A 20,896-nucleotide genomic window follows, 5' to 3' on the forward strand; every position below is an offset into this window, starting at 1 on the left:
CGTCATTCTACTAGCCACATCCATTTCAATAATCCTGTATTGACTCCACAGGCCAGATCCCGTACTGTGAAACGTTAAGTTGTTGAAGCGAACTGTCTAACCGCTGTCGGCAACTGGATACCAAAAATCTAGTCGGCGCGACCCAGCATTGCTGCGAACAATCCTGAGTCGCTAACCTGCCACGTTGAGCGAGCAACGCAACAGGCTTGGGAGATTATAGCTCCTTAGCCCTTCTGCATTGCACTTCAAAGCAGGAGGGCTAGATTTTTGGCTTTCCTCAGAAAGTCAAAAACACAGGAGAAACCAATGTCATATCTCATTCTCGGTGCTGCGCCCAACGCAGCGCCACAGCCTGCTGCGACCAATCCCAGCCCAGTTCAACGCGACGGTCGCCATCCGCTGCGGATCATTCTGCTCGGCACCCGTCCCGACATCATTGTCACGATTAAAAACCTCCATCGACGCGGCTTTGCCCCCGCTGACGAGTGGAGCCAACCCATTCCCTGCCCCAGCGCTAGCGACGTGGCGCGAATTGTCGCCCAGCGCCAGCCCGACGACCAAATCAGCATCCTCACCCGCTATCTGCACTAAAGGATAGGTTACGTAGGGGCGAATGGCCATTCGCCCCTACCAGGTATGCAAAACCTTAGTTACTACTTTTAACAGGACGAAACGCATTTAAGAAATTGATAAACGGGTACAAATTGCGCGACTGTACCCATAGTTTCCCTTCACCCGAAAAGCGGCAAACCAAACCTTCTCCGCCTAACACTCCCGTGCGTAAACCCTTCCAGGAGAGGCCGCCCATCATTTCCACCGAATAATTCAGCGTATCCTCAAACGCCACAATATAGCCCGTATCCACAATGTAATCCCCCGTCACAGGCACTTCAATAATGCCGCCAAACGACGAAAACCACAGATCGCCTGTCCCCGTCATCCGCAGAAGAAACAGCGATTCTCCACTAAAGAACCCGCGAAACCCTTGAAACTGAGCATCCAGCTCCACCGTTGGATCAGAGGCCACAAACGCCGACGATTGCAGCATGATTGACCGACCACCATCCAGCCGATAGTGCCGAATATCCCCCGAAATACCAGGCGCAATCCACAGCTTTCCGGGTTTGCCTTTAGCCGTAAACTCGCTCAAAAACAGCGACTCACCGCCCAGCATCCGGCCCAAGCTGCGACCCAGCCCCCCCTTCACCTTCGATTTCATCTCAATCCAGGGATCCATCCCCGCCATCGCGCCCGACTCCACCACCAGAGTTTGATTCGCGCGTAACTGCACCATCAGCGATGCATAGGCAGGCGAATGTTCAATTTTGTAAGCCGTTTCAGTTGCCATAAGGGGTTCCTAATATCCTCAATTAACGTGGCGGCAATTTACTGCCAATTTGCTGACCAAAAGCTCCGGGATTGTGGGTTTGACAGTAGAGTTTGCCCCGGCCTCGGAAGCGGCAGACCAGTCCTTCGCCGCCCAGGATTGAGCCGACCCAGCCAGCGCCAGCTTTAGTAATAGAAAAGTCGAGGGTGCGCTCAAAGGCAACGATATGTCCGGTATCGACAACGTACTCGCCATCGACATCAACGGTGTAAATGCCGCCGAAGGCGCTGAGGAAAACGACACCTGTACCGCTAATTCGTAGCCAGAAGATCGCCTCGCCGGAAAAGAAGGACTTGAGCCCCTGAAAGCCCAGGTCAACATCGACGCCGCCGCTACTCGCCATGTAGCCCGTTGACTGGACGACCAGCTCTTGTGAGCCATCCAGGTGATAGGGAAGAATATCGCCCATCAAGCGCGGAGCCAGATAGATCTCACCGGGGCCAGCGCCAGAGCGAAACACGCTGAGAAAGAGAGATTCGCCAGCCATCATCCGTTTTAGCCCGCCCATCAGACCGCCGCTTTTGCCTTGGCGCAGGGTGGTGCTGGCCTGAATGAAGCCACTCATAGAAATCATCGATCCGGCCTCAGCCATGATTTCCTCTTGAGGCTCCATGTGAATATGTGCGATCGCACTATCCGGCTGGTGTAAAAGCTCGTATTTCATAATCGGTTGCCCAATAATGCCAGTGAATGAGTTGCAGCGGAATTAACGCAGTTTGGGGCGTAGGAATCTGACTAGACCGTCAACACTGCGGGATTGCAGGTAAACCGTACCTTGCCCCTTCAAGCGATTGACTAAACCCTCTCCAGAGGTCATGGAACCCACTAGCCCTCCGGCCAAGCCGATATTTAGTTTGATAGTGGGCGGATAGGCCACCAGATGACCGCTATCGACCACAAACTCACCGTTAACCTGATATTTCTGAATACCGCCATAGGCTCCGAACAGAAGCAAACCTGGGCCTTTAACGGTTAGTCGAAACAGTCCTTCGCCAGCAAACAAACTAGACAAGCCAGCCCATTGCACTCCAAGCTTGGTGCTGCTAGAGCTGGCGATATAGGCTCCCGGTTGCAGACAGAGCGTTTCACCCGATTTCAACTGCAGCACTTCCACATCGCCGATGGTGGGCTGAGTGAGTACCACTTCCAGCGGTTGGCCGGTCTGATTTTTGAAAACGTTAACGAACAGGGATTCTCCGCCAAAAAACTTCTTCAGGAGAGCCGGAATCAGTCCGCCCGAAAGTTGGGTGGTCATGGTCAATGCTCCATCCATGCTGGCCATCGCACCCGCTTCGGCAATCAGGGATTCTCCAGGCTGGAGGGTCATAAAGGCTGTAGCAAAAGCTGGCTTGTAGCGAATCTCGTACCTCATGATTTCTCTCTTTGGGCAGTTGCCCTACATGACGCGCAGCGATTCCAGTGTGGCAGCAAATTTTGCTTCTGTCAGACCTTCTTAATGAAAGTCCAAACCTTGTATGGCTGACGGACAAATTGCCCAAATTTGGGCCAGTTCAGTATTTGTGGCTCATCGATTCGCACCCATGCGCATCTAATCCTGGCATTGATCAAATGTCCACAACGTATCCAAGATCAGCATCCAAGATCAGTATTTCTCACATCTTGCACCAAAACCCCGAAGGGTTATTTTGCCGCCGCATCGCGGCGGCAAAATAACCCTTCGCGTTTTCAAAGTGCAAGGTGCAAGATGTGAGTATTCAAGATTAATCCACAACAATCGCTATAAACAAAACTGCCTATATAGTGGACGCAACACTGGACAGGCTTCTGCTTCCTGCAAATTATCTGGCTTATTCCAGGTAAAGGGAGCCTGCTTCGCTGCCGACATCCACAGCAGTCGCCGAGCGCGAGTCATCGCCACGTAGAGTAAGCGGAACTCCTCCGCCGTTTTCAGCTGTCCCGCCTGCTGCCACGCCGTTTGCAAATCCGGTAGCTGCTGCGCCTCATGTACATATGACCGCAACTGGGCGCGAGCGACTTCTGCCAGGGTGAAATCGCCCAGAAACTTCATCTGCGGCGGCACCCAGGCGCTACCGGGAATCTGCCGCGCATGGAGAAATGGCAAAAACACCACGTCCCAGTCCAGCCCCTTGGCCTTGTGCATGGTGATGATTGTTAGCTGGCCTTTGCGCGTGTAGCGGCTGTCTAGATCCTCCGTTTCTACGGGTTCGAATCGCTCGGACGTGACGATATCGGTCAATGCTTGCAGCATGGCGCTGAGCGAACTATCGCCTTGGGTTTGCTGGAAAATCCGCGCCGCCAGCTTATTCAGCGTCGCCAAATCGCTCTGCTCATAGCTCAGCGTCAAACCAATAAACGGAATCAGTTGGGAGGGCGGCAGTTCCAACCGCGATCGCAACAGTCCCCCACAGTAGCGTCGCGCTTGGGTAATCGCGTCTGTGGTTGGAATGGGGCTGAGCGGCGTGGGATAGAGAAACTGCTCCGGCTGACTAGCCGCCAGGTTCAAATCCTGGGTTGGAATCAGCCGCCGCTGCATTAGAACCGTAAGCGCTCCTTTCAGGTAAGTCGGAGAATGGGGCCGCTGCATAAACTGCAGCAGAGACAAGACTTCGGCGGGAATATTGGAAGTGCGATCGCGCTCACCCACGTCATAAATCTGCACGTCACATTGAGTTAAATCAAACTGAAGCTGGCGCTGATCGGGATGGCGCAGTAGGTCAGCCAGAAACGTACCCTGTTTATTTTCCCGCACCAGAATTGCAGCGCGAGTTTCAGGATTTTCATTGAACAGCTCAATGACCCGCTGTCCAATCATCTCCACCGTCTTGTAAATATCCTCTGGTTGATACAGCTCTAAGCCTTGACCAATTGGTGCTGGATTTGCATCCGGTTGCGGATCGCCCGTTTGCACAGGATGAATCGCCTGGGGCCGAAACGGGGTGCGGTTCTGGTAGCGATATTCTTGATTTACCCAGTCCAAGACAAAATTGGCCGCCTGCATGATGATTGGACTGCTGCGACCCGCTTGGTCAATTGTGGCCAGTCGCCCCAAATCGGCACACTGCTCACAGAAATTGTTGAAGTACACCGGATCGGCGGGCGTAAACGTGGAGTTAATTGCCTGATTCGGGTCGCCGACTCGTACCAGGTTCAACTGCTGGGTGAGCGGCTGAACGGCTAATCGCTCCAACAACCGCGTTTGCAGCGGCGAGGAATCCTGCGCTTCATCCTCGAAAATGGCAAACACTTGTTCTTGCCAAAGCTGCCGCGCACTGTCGTTATCTAACACTCGCAGCGCCGCCAGAATCATATCGTCGTAGTCAATCATGCCGCGACTGCTGAGCAAATCCTGATAGCGCTCATACAGACCCGCAGCGATTTCGAGCAGGCTGTAATCCTCGTAGTCCGGCTGATCGGTGTTGACCAAGTAGCTCATCTGGTCGCTGAGCGATCGCAGATCCGCTGGCGACAAACCGGAACTTTTGGCCTCATGAATCACCGTATTGGCTAAGTCCGGCAGCACCTCGGTTCGTAATACGGACTGTCGCCGCAGTCGCTCGGTTTCCTCTCCGTCAAACTGTCGCCCCTCCAGCAGCCGCTGGTAAAGATTGGGATTCAGCGCAATCCACTGCTCCACGCAGGTACGCACCAGCCGATGTCCCTGATTCAGCGTCACCAGCGTCATCGTATCCAGGTTTATTCCCGACAAATCCGCGTGGCGAGTGGCAATATGTAGCGCTAACCCGTGCAGCGTATGCACCGCAAATCCATTCTGCGGCACGCCCAATTCTTGGAGATGTTGCCGAATTTTGGCCTTCAAATTCGCTGCCGCCGATCGCGTAAACGTGACCAAAATTAGCTGATGCCGCGCATGAAGCTGATGGTTGGTAATTGCGATCGCAGCCGCAGCAGCCATCCCGGTAGACTTACCGGAACCGGGTACTGCTGAGACTGCCAGTGGCCCGTTTTGCCAGTCGGCCATGTCGCGCTGCCCTGGTCGCAGTCCATTGCGAATGGCGCGGAGTTTGTCTTCACGGGTGAGTGACGGAGCAGTAGTCATGGCGGCCTAGCAGTACGGCTGTTTTAATTTTATTGTAGTGATTGTAGAAACTGGTGAATCAATGGCACGCAAACGATTAGTGATCGAAATGGGTATGGGCGTGGATCAGCATGGTCAAGATCCAACCGTGGCAGCAAAGCGCGCAGTCCGAAATGCGATCGCACATAATGCTCTACCGGGAGTTTGGGAAGTAGCAGGTTTGGATCATCCCAATGAAATGATTGTGGAAGTGCAGGTGGCGGTGCCCTATCCCGATCAGGTACGTGAGGAAGAAGTGCTGTCTGTCCTCCCGTTTGGCCAAAAAACACTCAAGCTGGAAACGGGTGGCATGGTGGTTGAGGGCAAGGCAATCCCCGAACTAGACGATAAAAACGATGACATGATCATCGCTGTCGCTGCGGTAACAGTGCTGATTCCCTAAAGTGCGATCGCACTTCTCGTATACAGCAATCACAAATAGGTAATGAACGAGGGAGAATAGAATAAAGAGTTATCCTCACCGAAGTAAATCAGCCATGACCTCCCTGGAAGAATTTATCCAAAGTAATCCCTCTGCCCAAGAACTGAAACGCGCCTTGGCCGTGCAACTGCACCAGAGAGGTCAAAGCTATCGGGCGATCCGAGATATCCTACAGGTTTCTCTGGGATTTATTAGTGCGAGTCACCAGCGCTATGAAGAGCGAGGAGTCGAGGGACTGAAATCCCACTACTGGGGCACCCAAGGCTATTTAAGCGCCGAGCAGAAACAGGACATCTTTGAGTGGTTGCAGCAGAAAAACTGGTGGACACTAGAGGAGCTTGTTGAGCAGATTGAAGAGCGCTATGGAGTGCTCTATCGCTCAGCCCAAAGCTATACCCAACTGCTCAAAGACGCAGGGTTTAGCTGGAAGAAATCCCACTCGGTGCATCCGGGCCAAGAGGAGGCCAAAGTCGAGGCAAAAAAGCCGAGATTCAACAGTTGCTGGTCCAGTGGCGAGCCGAGATCGCCAGTGGGCAGGTGCGAGTGATGTTTCTCGATGAGTGCCATCTGCTCTGGGGAGACCTCCGTGGATATGGATGGAGTCGGCGCAATCAGCGAGTGGACATCCCCATTGCCTCCATTCGAGAGCGGCAGACCTACTATGGAGCCTTGGACTATTTGAGCAAGAGCTTTGTTATTCATGAGTATGAGGCAGGCAATCAGCACAATACCGTGGCCTTTCTGAAGTATCTTCAATCTCAGTATGATGAGTCCACTCGCTTTTTCATCATCTGGGATGGAGCCAGCTACCACCGTTCCAAGGTGGTTCGCAACTACCTGAGTCAACAGAATCATGGTACTCGAGAGCAGCACTGGAAACTCACTTGCATTCAGCTTGCGCCTAATGCACCCGAGCAAAATCCGGTCGAAGATGTTTGGTTACAGGCCAAGCGATTTAGTCGTAAATTTGCCCGCTTGTGCCACTCCTTTCGCTCGGTCAAACTCCTCTTTTATCTGGCGACTCATCTGCAAACCTTCATCTTTGAGAAAGCCTTCATGTATGGTTACTGTTCATGTCCTGTTTGAGATTGCTGTAGGGAATATTACAATGAAGCGCACTGCACAAGATTTGTGATCGCACTTGTAAGCTCAACAGATTAAAAGCATTGAAATAAATTGAGATGAAGGAAATAGTGGTTGAAAAAACAAAATATATTTATTTGAGCAAAGACGAACTAGTGCCTGAAAGATTTGAGAGTTTTATTGTAAAAAATAAAAGCGATTTTACGGATGAAATTCTCAAGTATAAGCAGGATATTAGACTTGTTTTAATTAAAAGTATTTTGTCTGATTCTTTTTCGGTTTATTATTTATTTTGGAATGATGGCACAAATCTAGATGGATTAGATGTCGCCGTAGAAAACGATACGTTTGAAGACTATCAGTTTGAAAATGCGGTAAAGACGAATCACCAAAAAACAACTTGTTTTGAATGTTTTAGTATATGGAACACTTTAGTTATTCCGCCGGGAGATCCTTATCTTGGTAATCCAGGATTGGATAGAAAGAAGTATTTGCTAAGTACTATACTTCCCTGTCCTAATTGTCGAGCCTCACTTAGGCAATCAGTTGTTAAAATATTTTATCCACAAGTTGAATTGAAAGAAGGAGATATTGATCCTGCTGAATTGTTTGGCAAGAAAGATATTGAGAATCAAATACCTTAATTTGGCGACAAAGCGATTGCACTTCCCACACACCCACACAAGATATCAAGCCGTTAGATTAACACCACGATAGAGATCTGCGATCACCTTTAAGTAATGTTTTGGGAGTTGCTTATGACTTCGCTAATTTATGGAACTAATACGGATAATTTAGAAAAAATACTTGAGGTTCATGGGCAAGGAGGTTCAATTCTTTGTCCAGTTTGCAGCTCAAAACTTCTTATTTTGAACACTTATGAATCTGCTGCTAAGTATTCAAAAAAATCCAGGCATATATTGTCTAGAAAATGAAAATCATGTTCAAACAATATTTAACTTAGCTAATATACGCAACGAATTCTGGCGAAGATTTGAGCAACGTATGAAGTTGAAAGAGGAAGGTTCAAATAATACATAACGAGATCGCATCTATTGAGTAGGGTGCTGTTAGGCAAAGCCATAGCGCACCATTGAACTGCGATCACTTCAACATCTTGGAGAGATTAATTATGAGAGTTTGCTTGACTGCAGAAGAAGCATATGCTGCTATGTATTCTTATTTAGAAACGTTTTACGAGAGAACAAAATCTGACGATGTAGGAGGTTTATTAGGTAGTATGAGCATTTTGGAAGATGGCTCGACGGCTGACCCTGCTGTCTGGAAAGAGTGGATTGAATGTATAAATCTTGCTAAGCAAAAAAATATCGATCTCACACTATAAGTGAGATCGCACTTTCAGCAAGATATCAAGCCGTTGGATCAACGCCGAGGATTCCGGCTCGAAGAAACCCATCTGCGCGATCCCAATCGCTTGAGTAAGCTGTTTGCTTTGCTGACCTTGGCTCTCGGTTGGGCACTCAACAGTGGTCTCTGGTTACACCAGGCGAACCCCATTGAACCCCATTCCCCTCAAATCTTATGGACGGCGAGCCAAGAGCTTATTTCGTTATGGTCTCGACTACCTTCGCTCGATTCTCTCAATCTAGATTGCAACACAGCTCGGTTTTCAGCGGCTCTTCAGCTTTTGTCCTGTACTTAGGAACTCTGCTTTTAATTGCTTCAGCTCGGCAATTTTCTGGTTGAGTTCTTCCAAGATGTCTGGCATGGGCTTGTGTTCAGTTCGTTCGTCTCAATCCAATTTGAGTGGTTTTATTTTGAGACTTGCGATATTGATTTACCCAGCGCTTTTGAAGGTTTTCTTTGATTAAGTACAGGCTTGAGAGCCGATACTGGTTCTCGACGATTGGTTGTTGAACGATTTATTCCAAAGGCTCTAGCGCACCACCTCTGGCGATTGCCCGTTGATAGGCTGGACGCTCTTGATAGCGCCGCATAAACGCCTGAATCTGTGGATAGACAGCTAAATCAATGCGATTACTCGCGGCTTCTAACGGAAAGCTCATCTGAATATCGGCAGCGGAAAAGTCCCCTACCAACCAGTCTTGGCCCTGTAAACTGGCTTCAACAAAGCCTAGATGAGTGCTCAGTTGAGGATCGAGAAACTGGGTTTGCACCTTAGCCATAATCTGCTTGGCCACCGGACGCAGGAAAAATGGCATATCTGGACTTTCGGGAATGCGACTAAACACCAGCTTCATCACCAGCCACGGCATGAGCGAGCCTTCGGCGTAGTGTAGCCAGTAGCGGTAGCGGCGTCGCTGCTCCGGCTCGGTGGGAAATAATCGGCCTTGACTGTAAGTCTCTATCAGATAGTCAATGATGGCACCGGACTCGGCCACAGTGATATCACCATCGGTTATCACGGGAGACTTGCCCAGCGGATGCACGGCCTTCAGTCGTTCAGGTGCGAGCAGGGTTTGTGGGTCGCGCTCATAGCATTTGAGGTCATAGTCGAGTTCAAGTTCTTCTAGTAACCAGAGAATGCGCTGGGAGCGAGAGTTTTCGAGATGGTGGACAGTAATCATAAGCCCTCGAATTGTAGAAATTAAGATGACAAACGAATTACGCTACTTTATTTTCTGAGGTCTAACAGTTGACGCTGACCGACGGATAGCGCCCCCGTATAGGTCGGGTCGATGGAAAGATATGGGCAGTCTTCCAGCGCTCCCTTAGAAGAGTCGCTGCACAGCACCAGTTTCATCTGAGCGATTTGATCTGCGATCGCACTTAGCTCATTTAGCGCAGACGACCCGATCGCAAAATACTGATGATCAACCACAAGCCAAGTAAGCTGGCAGCAGCAAACAGCAAATAGCTGAGCCAGAGGAACTGACTCGCTCCACCTGTTGAAATTGTCGCCGCGCCGATAATCAAAGCTCCGACGACGATGCTAAAGGAGAGGCGATTGGCGGAATCGTCTAAGCTGCGGCGGAGGGCATCTAAGTTCTTCACCTGCAAGTTCCAGGTCAGCGTTTCCGTGGATACCCGGTCGAGCAGCGCTTCAACCTGGCGCGGCGATTCCAGCGAGAGATTTTTGACATCAATGGCCGTGCGTAACAGCGTTTGCACTGGATTATCACCCAACAACTGCCGCCGGAACAGGTCGGTCATCAGCGGACGAATTTCATCCAGCAGATTGACTTCTGGATCAAAGGAGCGGGCTACGCCTTCCAGATTAGCTAGGGTTTTGGCGTAGAGGCCCATATTGCCGGGTAGGCGAATCTTGTTGTCGCGAGCCACCTGCAAAATTTCGTAGAATACTTCGCTGAAGTTAATCTCGGCCAGACTGCGATTGTAGTAGCGGCGCAGCAGGCGCGTATAGTCCGCTTCTAAGCGTGACAGATTGACGGGGCGACCGGAGGATTCGGCCAGCTTGAGCGTCAGTTGAGCACAGCGCTGGGCGTCTAAGTCGATAATTGACAGCAGCATTTCGACCAAAATTGACTGCGTACGCGGATCGAGGCGACCGACCATACCGCAGTCAATCAGCGCTACGCGACCATCGTTGAGGTAGAAAATGTTGCCAGGATGCGGATCGGCATGGAAAAAGCCGTCAAGATAGATCTGCTGGAAAAAGGCCCGAAAAATCAGCCGCGTAATTTCTCGCCGCGACAGGACAACAGTTTGACCATTCCGATTTTCTAATACTTCTGCCATCAGAATTGGCACACCGTCCAGCCATTCCATCACCATCAGCTTTTCGGTGGTTAATGCCCAATAAATTTTGGGGACAACAATATGCTTGGTGTCAAACCAGCGGCTATTGGATAAGTTGCGCCGGAGCTGATCGGCATAGCTAGCCTCTTGCGTGAAGTCCAGTTCTTTTAGTAACGCCGAGGTAAACTCTTCTGCCAGCGTAGACGCATCATAATCTTGGCCAAACTCAGTCAGTTCGACCAGTTCGGCTAGTCCTTTGATGATGGCGATGTCCTGAGCAATGATGCTGTCAATGCCCGGTCGCTGAATTTTGAGTGCCACTTCTTCGCCAGAGGCCAGGGTGGCGCGGTGCGTTTGGGCAATGGAGCCAGCGGCCACCGGATTCGTTTCGATTTTGCTGAAAATTTCGTCCAGCGGTCGGATATACTGCTGCCGCAGTATCGCTTCAACTTCTGGCCAAGCAACGGGCGGAACATCGGCCTGTAGAGTGCTGAGCGCGTCAATGTAGCTGCCGGGCAACAGGTCGGGGCGGGTGCTGAGCAACTGGCCGAGCTTGACGTAGACTGGCCCCAGGTCGATCAGAATATTGCGTAAGACAGCAGGAGTCGGCAACCGGGGTTCGTCTGCTTTGCCGCCTGTCAATAACCCCCGCATATAATCCCAGCCGTTGCGAAAGACAACTTCCGCAATTTCGCGTTGTCGTCCACTCGTGCGAGCGATGCTAGAAAACACGGGGCCTCCCTTTAGTACAGTATTAAGACGAGTCAACTTGCCGTCATATTTAGCTTAAACGGTGGTTTTGCTTTGCGGCAGAATTTCTACTTGGGGATAGATTTATTGGGATAGGTGATGGGGTGGATGAGTGAATGGGTGGATGGTTATATCAAGTCTGTGTGTAAGAATCCGATTTATTTTTTGTGAAACGTTTGCGGAGCAAACGTTTCACAAAAAATAAATTATGGGTTTTCAATCAGACTTGGATATTAGAGGCGGTAGAGGACGCGATCGCAAATAAACAGCGTTCCGGCAGCGACACAAATCGGAATGCCGATCAGGTTGACGAAAGGGATACTCACTAATCCTAGACAAACCAGGCCAAAGGTTGCACTGGCGGGTAGGTTGCCAAACACAATGCCGAGCTTGCGGCGAAACTGGAGCCGTCGTCGCTCTAGGGGCGCATCGAAAAAGTCCAGGCAAACAATTGTGGCACCGAGAGTAATGCCGCCGATAGCTGCGATCGCAGTGCCAGCGACGGGAACCAAGTTACACAGCAGCAGCACTAAACCAACCGTGATCGCTAACCCTAGCTTTTTGATCTCAAACATAATCGCTCGCCACAGATCGCGGACGATGGCGGTGGGGCTAAACGGTTCTGGGGTTGGTTCTTTGCCCGTGCGGATTTTCTCTAGTTCTTCCGAGAGCTTGCCGTACCAGGGTGAACCGAGAATCACGCCAAACTGGAGCAGCAAGATTCCGGTCAAAATCAACAGCGCAATGCCCAGTAGCACTTGCAGAATCACTTCTACGACTGGCAGCACAACGCTCAAAAAGGCCAGCCACTCTGGCAGACGAGTCGCCAGCAGATCGAGCTGATCGATAAACCGAAAGCCGGGTAAAACTAAGCTGACATAAATGATTGCGCCCAGGAAGATATTCAGCAGAATCGGGAAAATGACGTACTGCAACAAGCGGGCGTTTTCCCGTAGTATCTTGATCGCTCGTAGCGGATAGGTTGCACCACTGAAGAAGCCGCGAATGCCTTTGGAGGGTTTACGGGGAGTCGAACGGGTTGCAGGAGCAATGGAATCCTGTCCATCTGATTTAGAGGACTCAGATGGTTTGGATGTTGAAGGTGCTTTTGGCCGAGTTGGCTCATTGGGCGGTTGGATGTCAGCCATATGCGACGGACGTGTGATAGTAAACGGTTGACAAGACCAATCCTGTCACGTCTTTCGCATTTTGAGCAGATGGGATACCCGAATCTGGATCTTACGACTCTATAAAGCTTCTAGTGACATAATGGCTTCGGCGTTGATAATGCTACGTGACTGGCAAAGTTGATTGGCGAAGCGAAGAGGAAGAAGTCATGGATGTGAAAGCTGCCGTTGCCTTTGAAGCGGGCAAACCTTTAAGCATTGAAACGGTTCAGCTTGAAGGGCCGAAAGCAGGCGAAGTCTTAGTCGAAGTCAAGGCTACAGGGGTTTGCCACACCGATGCGTATACGCTTTCTGGTAGCGACCCGGAGGGTCTGTTCCCCTCGATTTTGGGCCACGAGGGCGCAGGTATCGTCGTTGAAGTTGGCGACGGTGTCACCAGCTTGAAACCCGGCGATCATGTGATTCCTCTCTATACACCGGAATGTCGCCAGTGTAAGTTTTGCCTCAGCCAGAAAACGAACCTTTGCCAAGCGATTCGGGGTACTCAAGGCAAAGGCTTGATGCCCGATGGCACCAGCCGTTTTTCCTTGGACGGCAAACCGCTCTATCACTACATGGGCACCTCGACGTTTGCCAACTATACGGTGCTGCCAGAGATTGCCCTGGCCAAAATCCGCGAAGACGCGCCCTTCGATAAAGTCTGCTATATCGGCTGTGGCGTCACGACGGGGATTGGTGCAGTCATTTTCACAGCCAAGGTTGAACCGGGTGCCAACGTGGTCGTGTTCGGTCTGGGCGGCATTGGTCTCAACGTCATCCAGGGTTGCCGCATGGTGGGAGCCGACCAGATTATTGGGGTTGATATTAATCCCGACAAACGTGCGATCGCAGAAAAATTTGGCATGACCCACTTTGTCAATCCTAAGGAAATTGAAGGAGATGTGGTGTCGCACCTGGTCGAACTCACCGATGGCGGCGCAGACTATTCGTTTGAGTGCATCGGCAACGTCAACGTCATGCGCCAAGCTCTCGAATGCTGTCATAAAGGCTGGGGCGTCTGCACCATCATCGGCGTCGCAGGCGCAGGCCAAGAAATCAGCACCCGTCCATTTCAACTGGTCACGGGTCGCGTTTGGAAAGGCTCCGCCTTTGGGGGTGCCAGAGGCCGTACCGACGTGCCCAAAATCGTCGATTGGTACATGGACAACAAGATCAACATCGACGACCTGATTACCCACACCATGCCCCTCTCTGAAATCAACCACGCCTTCGACCTCATGCACAACGGCGAATCGATTCGCAGCGTCATTCTGTACGACTAAGAACTTATGTCTACCCTCACTCTTCGCTCCAAAACCCACTGCTTCAACGGCAGCGTCGAATTCTATAGCCACGAATCCACTGCCTGTAACTGCACCATGAATTTCGCCGTTTTCGTGCCCCACCAGGCTCAAAACGGCCCCGTTCCCGTCCTCTATTACCTCTCTGGCCTCACCTGCACCGAAGAAAACTTCACCACCAAAGCGGGTGCCCAGCGCTACGCCGCCGAACATGGCATCATGCTGGTCGCACCTGATACCAGCCCCCGTGGTTCAGGTATTCCGGGTGAAGATGATGACTGGGACTTTGGCACCGGAGCCGGATTTTACGTTGATGCGACCCAAGCACCTTGGTCGTCCCACTACCGGATGTATAGCTACGTGGTAGACGAGTTGCCAGAGCTAATCGCGGCCAATTTTCCAGTCAAGCGCGATCGCACTGGTATCTTTGGTCATTCAATGGGTGGTCATGGTGCCTTGATCTGCGCGTTGAAGAATCCGGATAAGTACCAGTCTGTCTCGGCTTTTGCGCCGATTGCTGCGCCGATGCAGTGTCCCTGGGGACAGAAGGCGTTTTCCAACTATCTCGGTGCTGATCAAACGCAGTGGCGAGCGTACGACGCAACGGAACTGGTCAAGACTGCAGCTCAGCCGATTTCGCCGATTTTGATTGATCAGGGAGGAGCGGATTCCTTTCTAGAGCAGGGGCAGCTTTTGCCGGATGTGTTTGAACAGGCTTGTCAGAATGCCGGACAACCCCTAACGCTGCGAATGCAACCTGGCTATGACCACAGCTACTACTTCATCGCCACGTTTATGGCCGATCACCTGCGCCATCATGCGGCAATTTTGTGTCGTTAACCTGGGCTCACACTGACAAGAGAGATTGATTTTGGGTTTGGCCAATTGAGCAATGAATTGATCAATTCATTGCTCAATTTAGTTTACTAGCTTCCTACCCATGCTCTCCCTACTCCATGTGCGCCCCATACCGCTGCACAAATTTTGAGATTGATACTGCAAGCCTCTTGAAGATTATGTCCAGTACATGTATTTAATTCACTTGGGCCAAGACCGTAAATAACGGCGTTTAGCGATTCGTACATAGTTCGCCATTCGCTCGCTGTCAGAGTGATTGATGGTGAATCGGCTTCAGACTGCGATCGCACTTTTGGTGCTAAGAGGCGTGCAGCTTCAACATGGTCGCCCAGAATATTTTGGATGATGCGTGTTGATCCGCCACCAAAAACTTCCATCAAAACAAAGGCCAGAAAGTGCTGTTCCTGTTCGTTGAAAGCGATCTCAATACTCATTGGCACAGATATTTGTGTAAATGCAACAGGAGTTCTCCAGTCAAGGCTGTGGAGGTGAATTAAGTCACAGAGTTGTACTTTTTCAGTCTCTACAGCCCTCTACAGCCTCTACAGCCTTTACAAATACTTCTTCAGCAACAACTCCAACTTAGCCTTCGTTTCCTCTGGAAACGCCTGCTTCGGCGTAATAATGGCATACTTCAAAGCCGAGTGCGCTTCTGAGACAAAGGGATTGGTGTTGAGCTGACGCACGGTTTCTTGAATCACCTTTTGGGCATTGACAGCATTCTTTTGCAGATTGCCAATTACCATCTCCACCGTGACGCTGTCGTGGTCGGGATGCCAGCAGTCGTAATCGGTGACGAGCGCCAGCGTAGCGTAGGCAATTTCGGCTTCTCGTGCCAGTTTTGCCTCTGGCAGATTTGTCATGCCGATGATGGTGGCGTTCCAACTGCGGTAGAGATTTGATTCGGCTTTGGTGGAAAAGGCTGGCCCTTCCATACAGACGTAGGTGCCGCCTTGGTGAACCGTGCTATCAGTCAAGTTGAGGCCGCGAGCCGCATCCGCAACAACTTGCGCGAGCTGGTGACAAATTGGATCGGCAAAGCCAATGTGAGCCACAATGCCGTCGCCAAAGAAGGTTGAAATGCGGTTCTTGGTGCGGTCAATGAACTGGTCGGGAATGACCATATCCAGAGGCTTTGCGGCTTCCTGAAGTGAACCGACTGCCGATGCCGAGATCAAGTACTCCACACCCAGACTCTTCATGGCATAGACATTGGCCCGGAAGGGCAGTTCAGACGGCATCAGGTGGTGATTGCGACCATGACGAGCAAGAAACGCCACGGATACGCCATCCAGTTTGCCCACAATCAAGGCATCGGAGGGATCGCCAAAGGGGGTTTCGACTCTGACTTCTTCAACGTCTTTGAGCGCTTCCATTTTATAAAGACCGCTGCCGCCGATGATGCCGATTTTTGCCTGTGCTGCCATAGGGGTTAGAGGTTAAGTGCTAGGGGAAATTTGCTTTCGTCATCATACGGTATTGCTGCGGGGGTGGGGCAAGGGGGCTGGAGAGAGTGAGGAGCGGGGAAGAAAGGGAGCAGGAGTATAGAAGAGGGCTGTAGAGGCAGGATCGGTAATTGTAGGGGCGAAAGGCTTTTCGCCTTCTAGCGAGGATGTGGAGTCAAAGGCAATGGGCACTGATAGAGCAAAGACCTATCCGCAGGTTGGACAGGTCTCTGTGACGATATTGAAGTTAAGAGAATTTTGAGTGATTACAGATTGCGCTGGTAGTCTTCGAGTAGTCTGACTAGCTCTTGCTGATTTTGGGCAGGAATTAAATCAGAGAGGGGAAGCTCGCGTTTGCCGCCGACTTTAACGGTCATGGTCTGTAAGGCTTGCATGACTGCATCTTCGGTTAGATTGCCCTGTTCCATCATTGGATAGAAGCGTTCAGCTAAGGGCGTGTGCAGCTTGGCATCACCGAGATAGAGATGCCATTTGGCGATATCCATGTAAATGTTTTCACCAATTTCAGCGGCTAAGGATTCAACTGCTTCAGTAGCGTAAGCCATGCTGATTTTTCCTCCTTATTATTTTTCTTCAGGTTACGTAGAACCCGGCGATGTGTCGTCTGTCGAGGGGACTGTGTTTTTGTTTGAATAGTCTGCGATCGCAAAAATAAAGATCGCATGTCCCAATAGAACAATTGCCCAAACCCCTGTCACATTTGCGACCCAGCTGACCCAGTTGGGATTGAGGGTATGCAGGAACCAGAGGCCGGAATTCGTGGCCGCAAAGATCGCGACATGCAGCGCAAAGTTCATGCGGTCATCGAGTTTGCGAAAAGCGGGATCATTTTTGCGATCGGGTTTGCGAGGCCAACGTGGAGGCATAAGGGTTCAGTCCGATTCTGTCTCATGAAAGTGCCTTTTCATTGTACGGTGTCGATGCGGCTATCGTAGGAGTATGACGAGACGGAATTCGAAGCGAGACTTGAAGCGAAATATAGACAGAAGTAGGCCACGCCCCAAACGTCAATTTCAGTCACCGTGGCAAGCCTTTCAATACTCTCTTTCAATTTACAAATACTGTGGCCGAGCGATTCGTCTGGTGTGGGCGACGGATTGGCGGTTGACGCTGGCGCTGGCGCTGTTGACGCTGTTGGGGGGAGTGCTGCCAGCGGCGACGGCCTATGTGGGGAAGCTGATTGTTGATAGTGTGGTGGCGGCGGCGCAGTCCGATTTAATGCGCGATCGCAACTTAGCCCTACTTTATCTGGGAATAGAAGCAATCTTAGTTGTATTGCTGGCGGGTAGTCGTCAGGGACAAGGCTTGTGCCAGTCGCTGCTGCGGGTGCTGCTGGGCCAAAAAGTCAACGTGCTGATTCTGGAAAAGGCGCTGACGCTCAGTCTGGAGCACTTTGAGGATTCTGAGTTTTACGACAAGATGACCCAGGCGCGGCGGGAGGCATCGAATCGGCCTCTGAGCATGGTGACGCGCACGTTTGGCCTGGTGCAGGACGTGATTTCACTGGTGACGTTCAGCGGTCTGTTACTGCAATTTTCCGCTTGGGCGGTGCTGATTCTGATGCTGACGGCGATTCCGCCGTTTGTGGCCGAGACGAAATTTGCCGGGGAAGCCTTTCGGCTGTTCCGCTGGCGATCGCCGGAAACCCGCCAGCAGACCTACTTGGAAGTGCTAATGGCGCGGGAGGACTACGCCAAAGAGGTGAAGCTGTTTCAACTGGGGCCGATGCTGCTCCAGCGCTACAAGGACATTTTTCACCGTTTGTACGCGGAAGATCGCAGTCTTACTGTTCGCCGCAATTTCTGGAGCTATGGGCTGAGTCTGCTGAGTACGCTGGCTTTTTACGGCGCGTACGCCTGGATTATTTTGGAAACGATTGCGGGCGCGATTTCTCTGGGCGATCTGACTATGTATCTGACGGTCTTCCGACAGGGGCAGACGACGTTTGCTTCTGTCCTAACTCGCATCGGCGGCATCTACGAGGATGGCCTATATCTGGCCAATCTGTACGATTTTCTAGAAGAGAAGGTGCCAGAGGATTTAGGCTATGCCCGCTATGGGCCAGCACCGGGCGATGGACTGCGGTTTGAGCAGGTGTCGTTTACCTATCCCGGCAGCGCCAAACCTGCACTACAGGGTGTTTCGTTTCATCTGCAACCCGGCGAGAAGCTAGCGCTGGTGGGTGAAAACGGCTCCGGCAAAACGACGCTGATTAAGCTGCTGACTCGGCTGTATGTACCAACTGGGGGACGCATTCTGCTCGATGGTCGCAATCTGCAAGAGTGGGATCTGGAGACACTACAGCGGCGGATCGGCGTGATCTTTCAGAACTTTGTGCAGTACCAGTTCAAAGTGGGCGAGAACATTGGCGTCGGTGATGTGGACGAGTTCGAAAACTGCGATCGCTGGCAAACTGCGGCTCAAAAAGGCACCGCTACACCGTTTATTGAAGCGTTGCCGGAGGGCTTTCACACCCAGCTTGGCCGCTGGTTTAAGGGTGGCCAAGAGCTATCCGGCGGCCAGTGGCAAAAAATTGCTCTTTCCCGTGCGTTTATGCGAACCGGGGCAGACATTTTGGTGCTGGACGAGCCAACTTCGGCGATGGATGCTGAGGCGGAGGTGAAAATCTTTGAGCAGTTTCGCCAAGCCACCGAGAACCAAATGGCGATCTTAATTTCGCACCGCTTTTCAACCGTGCGAATGGCGGACAAAATCATCGTCCTGTCGCATGGTGAGCTAATTGAGCAGGGCACGCACGAGGAGTTACTTGCGGCTCAGGGACGCTATGCACGCTTATTCAATATGCAGGCGGCGGGTTATCAGTAAGTATTCAAGTTTGAGTATTCAAGTTTGAGTATTCAAGTTTGAGTATTCAAGTTTTGTACTTGTTCATCCGTATTCCCACGGCGATGTCGATTAATTGTCATCAAGATATAACCAAATCTCCTCATAATCTTGGAGGTTAGAACCCATCGAAGAGAGGTATAACTCAAAAGGATTCAATCCTTGGTGCGGGCAAATTCATACGGAGTCTAGATATCATTACAGCTTCGCTCAAATTTTCTATTGAGTTCTCTTCTGCAACAAGTTGTGAGTCGGGATGAAAAAACTCGATGAATGTTTGTGAAAAGCCTGCCATATTTGCTTTTTATAAACATTATGATGTTCCAAGTCAGACCTGATATACCCATCAAACTCAGAGTCTGAATTCCATGCTTCATGACCTTTTACGCTTATCTTACGCTACATGATCACCGCTTTAATCTGACAAGTTTTAACTCTCGCATCACTACAATCGCATCAGAACCATGCTCAGATTTGGCGGGATCAAAAACCAGCAAATTGAGAGATCTTCATGTCTATTTCTGTCGCTCATAAGGCAATTGCGCTGGGTCTGCTGATTGCCATTGGTTATGCTCTAAAACGTAAATTTCCCGATCCCAATTCAATCAAAACGCTGCGATCGCTAATTTTGAACGTCGCACTGCCCGCTACCATTTTTCTGTCTACGCTGTCGATTGACACCAATCTGAATCTGGCCCTGCTGCCCTCATTTGCGATCACAATTAATTTAACGCTGCTGATCGTGGGCTTTGGCCTGGTCTACGGGTTTATGGGCGAGAACAGTCGCCCCCAGGTGCGGACGCTGGCGCTGCTGTTTCCCTCCTTGGCTCCAGGATTGACGCTGTATCCCTTCATTGAACAGTTCCTTGGTCGCGATGGTCTAGCCTGGGCAGCGTTAGCAGATGTCGGCAATAAGCTGTTTGTCCTGGTGGGGCTATATATTTTGGCCTTGGTTTGGTATCAGCGATCTCAGATTGATCCCGATCAGGCTGGACAGCCGCATCAGTCCCAAAAAAAGTCGGCTCAATGCGTTGAAATTCTGCGCTTCCTGGTAACGGAACCCGTCAACGTAGCCATTGTGGCGGGGCTGGGGCTGGCCTATTTCCACGTCACGCCCGAATCGTTACCCCCCGCGATATTCTCGGCGATTGATCGACTGGCGGACTGCTCCACGCCGCTGATTCTGATTTACATTGGCCTGTCGCTAAAGCTGCGATCGCCCCAGTTGGGCAAAACGCTGATGATTTTGCTGGTGCGCTCCGGCGTCGGCTTTTTAATCAGTGCAACTGCGATCGCACTTTTGAAGCCGACGGAACCAGAAGCGCTAATGCTGTTTGTGGCACTGCCGCAAGCGTCGTTTAGTCTGCTGCCGCTGCTTCATGCCGCCACGATTAATCAGCAGGCGGCACAAGCGCATCCCGATCCCACCGATCCCTTTGATGATCAACCAGACTCTGCATCGACTCCCTTCTTCGACACCGACTTCGCAACGACTTTACTCGCCCGCTCCTTTCTGTTTTCCATCAGCATCTTTATGCTAGTCTTCTCCAGCGGCACCCACTTCGCGCAGCCATTTAGCTTGGGTTTAGCGGGTTTAGGAGCATTCGCAGCATGTGCGATTGGCCAAGGATGGCGCTATTTACCGCTGCATTGGTTTCGCTTCAAGCGACCTAAGCACTCCATCGGCATGTGGATACCTTAAAGGCTCCTAATCAATCCGCACTGATGCAGTTTAGGCATATCCCAAGCCAGCGGATAAACAGCCAACTTTGATCAACAAGCTGGCAATGTTACATCGAGTCTGAATAGAAAGAACCCGAATAGGCTATTGTTCCGCTACATTATGGTGGCAAATATAGCA

The 20,896-nt window shown here is 51.1% G+C and carries 22 protein-coding genes and 1 pseudogene; 11 read left to right on the plus strand and 12 right to left on the minus strand.

From position 1 onward, the window contains the following. The first annotated feature begins 306 nt into the window (after nucleotides 1-306). Nucleotides 307-591, plus strand: a complete 285-nt coding sequence (locus AC286M_RS09805; RefSeq protein WP_488204207.1) for a hypothetical protein — start codon at nucleotides 307-309, stop codon at nucleotides 589-591. Between the two features lie 55 nt (nucleotides 592-646). Here the strand turns inward: AC286M_RS09805 and AC286M_RS09810 are convergent, their stop codons facing one another. From AC286M_RS09810 to AC286M_RS09825, 4 genes are all read right to left on the minus strand, one after another. Continuing rightward, a complete protein-coding gene (locus tag AC286M_RS09810; protein WP_488204208.1) occupies nucleotides 647-1,348 on the minus strand; it encodes a TIGR00266 family protein in 702 nt (233 codons plus the stop codon). A gap of 22 nt (nucleotides 1,349-1,370) precedes the next feature. Then, on the minus strand, nucleotides 1,371-2,051 hold the full coding sequence (locus tag AC286M_RS09815; protein ID WP_488204209.1) for a TIGR00266 family protein: 681 nt from the start codon (nucleotides 2,049-2,051) through the stop codon (nucleotides 1,371-1,373). A gap of 42 nt (nucleotides 2,052-2,093) precedes the next feature. After that, the gene (locus AC286M_RS09820; RefSeq protein WP_488204210.1) at nucleotides 2,094-2,759 is read right to left on the minus strand and encodes a TIGR00266 family protein; all 666 of its coding nucleotides are present in this window, start codon (nucleotides 2,757-2,759) and stop codon (nucleotides 2,094-2,096) included. Nucleotides 2,760-3,125: 366 nt separating this feature from the next. Beyond that, on the minus strand, nucleotides 3,126-5,426 hold the full coding sequence (locus AC286M_RS09825) for an ATP-dependent helicase (protein ID WP_488204211.1): 2,301 nt from the start codon (nucleotides 5,424-5,426) through the stop codon (nucleotides 3,126-3,128). A gap of 61 nt (nucleotides 5,427-5,487) precedes the next feature. Here AC286M_RS09825 and AC286M_RS09830 point away from each other — a divergent pair, with 61 nt between their 5' ends. The 6 genes and pseudogenes from AC286M_RS09830 to AC286M_RS09855 form a co-directional block, all read left to right on the plus strand. Further along, nucleotides 5,488-5,847, plus strand: coding sequence for a Lin0512 family protein (locus AC286M_RS09830; RefSeq protein WP_488204212.1), 360 nt, complete (start codon nucleotides 5,488-5,490; stop codon nucleotides 5,845-5,847). Nucleotides 5,848-5,941: 94 nt separating this feature from the next. Continuing rightward, complete coding sequence (locus tag AC286M_RS09835) at nucleotides 5,942-6,433, plus strand: helix-turn-helix domain-containing protein (protein ID WP_488203724.1); 492 nt, start codon at nucleotides 5,942-5,944, stop codon at nucleotides 6,431-6,433. After that, entirely contained in the window at nucleotides 6,385-6,972 is a 588-nt protein-coding gene (locus AC286M_RS09840) for a transposase (protein ID WP_488203438.1), read from the plus strand. Before AC286M_RS09835 ends, AC286M_RS09840 begins: the two co-directional genes overlap by 49 nt. A 95-nt stretch (nucleotides 6,973-7,067) precedes the next feature. Continuing rightward, the gene (locus tag AC286M_RS09845) at nucleotides 7,068-7,613 is read left to right on the plus strand and encodes a hypothetical protein (RefSeq protein WP_488204213.1); all 546 of its coding nucleotides are present in this window, start codon (nucleotides 7,068-7,070) and stop codon (nucleotides 7,611-7,613) included. Nucleotides 7,614-8,113: 500 nt separating this feature from the next. Beyond that, the gene (locus AC286M_RS09850) at nucleotides 8,114-8,314 is read left to right on the plus strand and encodes a hypothetical protein (RefSeq protein WP_488204214.1); all 201 of its coding nucleotides are present in this window, start codon (nucleotides 8,114-8,116) and stop codon (nucleotides 8,312-8,314) included. Nucleotides 8,315-8,359: 45 nt separating this feature from the next. Beyond that, nucleotides 8,360-8,632 (plus strand): annotated as a pseudogene (locus tag AC286M_RS09855) (IS4 family transposase); the annotation flags it as partial. Between the two features lie 220 nt (nucleotides 8,633-8,852). Here the strand turns inward: AC286M_RS09855 and AC286M_RS09860 are convergent. From AC286M_RS09860 to AC286M_RS09875, 4 genes are all read right to left on the minus strand, one after another. Beyond that, on the minus strand, nucleotides 8,853-9,518 hold the full coding sequence (locus AC286M_RS09860; protein WP_488204215.1) for a glutathione S-transferase: 666 nt from the start codon (nucleotides 9,516-9,518) through the stop codon (nucleotides 8,853-8,855). 47 nt (nucleotides 9,519-9,565) lie between these two features. Next, nucleotides 9,566-9,772 carry a hypothetical protein gene (locus AC286M_RS09865; RefSeq protein ID WP_488204216.1) on the minus strand — a complete coding sequence of 69 codons (207 nt, stop codon included), beginning with the start codon at nucleotides 9,770-9,772 and terminating at the stop codon, nucleotides 9,566-9,568. Next, nucleotides 9,730-11,382: an ABC1 kinase family protein gene (locus tag AC286M_RS09870; RefSeq protein ID WP_488204217.1), complete on the minus strand. Its 1,653-nt coding sequence runs from the start codon at nucleotides 11,380-11,382 to the stop codon at nucleotides 9,730-9,732. The genes AC286M_RS09865 and AC286M_RS09870 overlap by 43 nt, the downstream gene beginning before the upstream one ends. A 251-nt stretch (nucleotides 11,383-11,633) precedes the next feature. Then, nucleotides 11,634-12,548 (minus strand): EI24 domain-containing protein, encoded by a 915-nt coding sequence (locus AC286M_RS09875; protein ID WP_488204218.1) that lies wholly within the window; start codon nucleotides 12,546-12,548, stop codon nucleotides 11,634-11,636. A 188-nt stretch (nucleotides 12,549-12,736) separates the two neighbouring features. On the opposite strand from AC286M_RS09875, the gene AC286M_RS09880 reads away from it, so the two are divergent. Both AC286M_RS09880 and fghA read left to right on the plus strand, forming a co-directional pair. Beyond that, nucleotides 12,737-13,849, plus strand: a complete 1,113-nt coding sequence (locus AC286M_RS09880) for an S-(hydroxymethyl)glutathione dehydrogenase/class III alcohol dehydrogenase (RefSeq protein WP_488208825.1) — start codon at nucleotides 12,737-12,739, stop codon at nucleotides 13,847-13,849. A gap of 6 nt (nucleotides 13,850-13,855) precedes the next feature. Then, the gene (gene fghA, locus AC286M_RS09885; protein WP_488204219.1) at nucleotides 13,856-14,707 is read left to right on the plus strand and encodes an S-formylglutathione hydrolase; all 852 of its coding nucleotides are present in this window, start codon (nucleotides 13,856-13,858) and stop codon (nucleotides 14,705-14,707) included. Between the two features lie 86 nt (nucleotides 14,708-14,793). Here the strand turns inward: fghA and AC286M_RS09890 are convergent, their stop codons facing one another. The 4 genes from AC286M_RS09890 to AC286M_RS09905 all read right to left on the minus strand — a co-directional run bounded on the left by AC286M_RS09890 (nucleotide 14,794) and on the right by AC286M_RS09905 (nucleotide 17,057). Next, entirely contained in the window at nucleotides 14,794-15,159 is a 366-nt protein-coding gene (locus AC286M_RS09890) for a hypothetical protein (protein WP_488204220.1), read from the minus strand. 117 nt (nucleotides 15,160-15,276) lie between these two features. Beyond that, on the minus strand, nucleotides 15,277-16,152 hold the full coding sequence (locus tag AC286M_RS09895) for an S-methyl-5'-thioadenosine phosphorylase (RefSeq protein ID WP_488204221.1): 876 nt from the start codon (nucleotides 16,150-16,152) through the stop codon (nucleotides 15,277-15,279). Nucleotides 16,153-16,436: 284 nt separating this feature from the next. Then, entirely contained in the window at nucleotides 16,437-16,736 is a 300-nt protein-coding gene (locus AC286M_RS09900; protein WP_488204222.1) for a DUF3181 family protein, read from the minus strand. A gap of 33 nt (nucleotides 16,737-16,769) precedes the next feature. Further along, a complete protein-coding gene (locus AC286M_RS09905; RefSeq protein WP_488204223.1) occupies nucleotides 16,770-17,057 on the minus strand; it encodes a 2TM domain-containing protein in 288 nt (95 codons plus the stop codon). Between the two features lie 217 nt (nucleotides 17,058-17,274). Here AC286M_RS09905 and AC286M_RS09910 point away from each other — a divergent pair, with 217 nt between their 5' ends. Beyond that, nucleotides 17,275-19,017, plus strand: a complete 1,743-nt coding sequence (locus AC286M_RS09910; protein WP_488204224.1) for an ABC transporter ATP-binding protein — start codon at nucleotides 17,275-17,277, stop codon at nucleotides 19,015-19,017. Nucleotides 19,018-19,546: 529 nt separating this feature from the next. Further along, nucleotides 19,547-20,737, plus strand: coding sequence for an AEC family transporter (locus AC286M_RS09915; protein ID WP_488204225.1), 1,191 nt, complete (start codon nucleotides 19,547-19,549; stop codon nucleotides 20,735-20,737). The last annotated feature ends 159 nt before the right edge of the window (nucleotides 20,738-20,896 follow it).

This window comes from Thainema salinarum CENA647, assembly GCF_057732415.1.

Bases quoted from the DNA above. Each gene is read 5' to 3' on its own strand.
- AC286M_RS09915 (WP_488204225.1), top strand. From the start codon at position 19,547: ATGTCTATTTCTGTCGCTCATAAGGCAATTGCGCTGGGTCTGCTGATT.
- AC286M_RS09825 (WP_488204211.1), bottom strand. From the start codon at position 5,426: ATGACTACTGCTCCGTCACTCACCCGTGAAGACAAACTCCGCGCCATT.
- AC286M_RS09905 (WP_488204223.1), bottom strand. From the start codon at position 17,057: ATGCCTCCACGTTGGCCTCGCAAACCCGATCGCAAAAATGATCCCGCT.
- AC286M_RS09860 (WP_488204215.1), bottom strand. From the start codon at position 9,518: ATGATTACTGTCCACCATCTCGAAAACTCTCGCTCCCAGCGCATTCTC.
- AC286M_RS09835 (WP_488203724.1), top strand. From the start codon at position 5,942: ATGACCTCCCTGGAAGAATTTATCCAAAGTAATCCCTCTGCCCAAGAA.
- AC286M_RS09815 (WP_488204209.1), bottom strand. From the start codon at position 2,051: ATGAAATACGAGCTTTTACACCAGCCGGATAGTGCGATCGCACATATT.
- AC286M_RS09895 (WP_488204221.1), bottom strand. From the start codon at position 16,152: ATGGCAGCACAGGCAAAAATCGGCATCATCGGCGGCAGCGGTCTTTAT.
- AC286M_RS09820 (WP_488204210.1), bottom strand. From the start codon at position 2,759: ATGAGGTACGAGATTCGCTACAAGCCAGCTTTTGCTACAGCCTTTATG.
- AC286M_RS09845 (WP_488204213.1), top strand. From the start codon at position 7,068: ATGAAGGAAATAGTGGTTGAAAAAACAAAATATATTTATTTGAGCAAA.
- AC286M_RS09900 (WP_488204222.1), bottom strand. From the start codon at position 16,736: ATGGCTTACGCTACTGAAGCAGTTGAATCCTTAGCCGCTGAAATTGGT.
- AC286M_RS09875 (WP_488204218.1), bottom strand. From the start codon at position 12,548: ATGGCTGACATCCAACCGCCCAATGAGCCAACTCGGCCAAAAGCACCT.
- fghA (WP_488204219.1), top strand. From the start codon at position 13,856: ATGTCTACCCTCACTCTTCGCTCCAAAACCCACTGCTTCAACGGCAGC.
- AC286M_RS09830 (WP_488204212.1), top strand. From the start codon at position 5,488: ATGGCACGCAAACGATTAGTGATCGAAATGGGTATGGGCGTGGATCAG.
- AC286M_RS09805 (WP_488204207.1), top strand. From the start codon at position 307: ATGTCATATCTCATTCTCGGTGCTGCGCCCAACGCAGCGCCACAGCCT.
- AC286M_RS09880 (WP_488208825.1), top strand. From the start codon at position 12,737: ATGGATGTGAAAGCTGCCGTTGCCTTTGAAGCGGGCAAACCTTTAAGC.
- AC286M_RS09890 (WP_488204220.1), bottom strand. From the start codon at position 15,159: ATGAGTATTGAGATCGCTTTCAACGAACAGGAACAGCACTTTCTGGCC.
- AC286M_RS09810 (WP_488204208.1), bottom strand. From the start codon at position 1,348: ATGGCAACTGAAACGGCTTACAAAATTGAACATTCGCCTGCCTATGCA.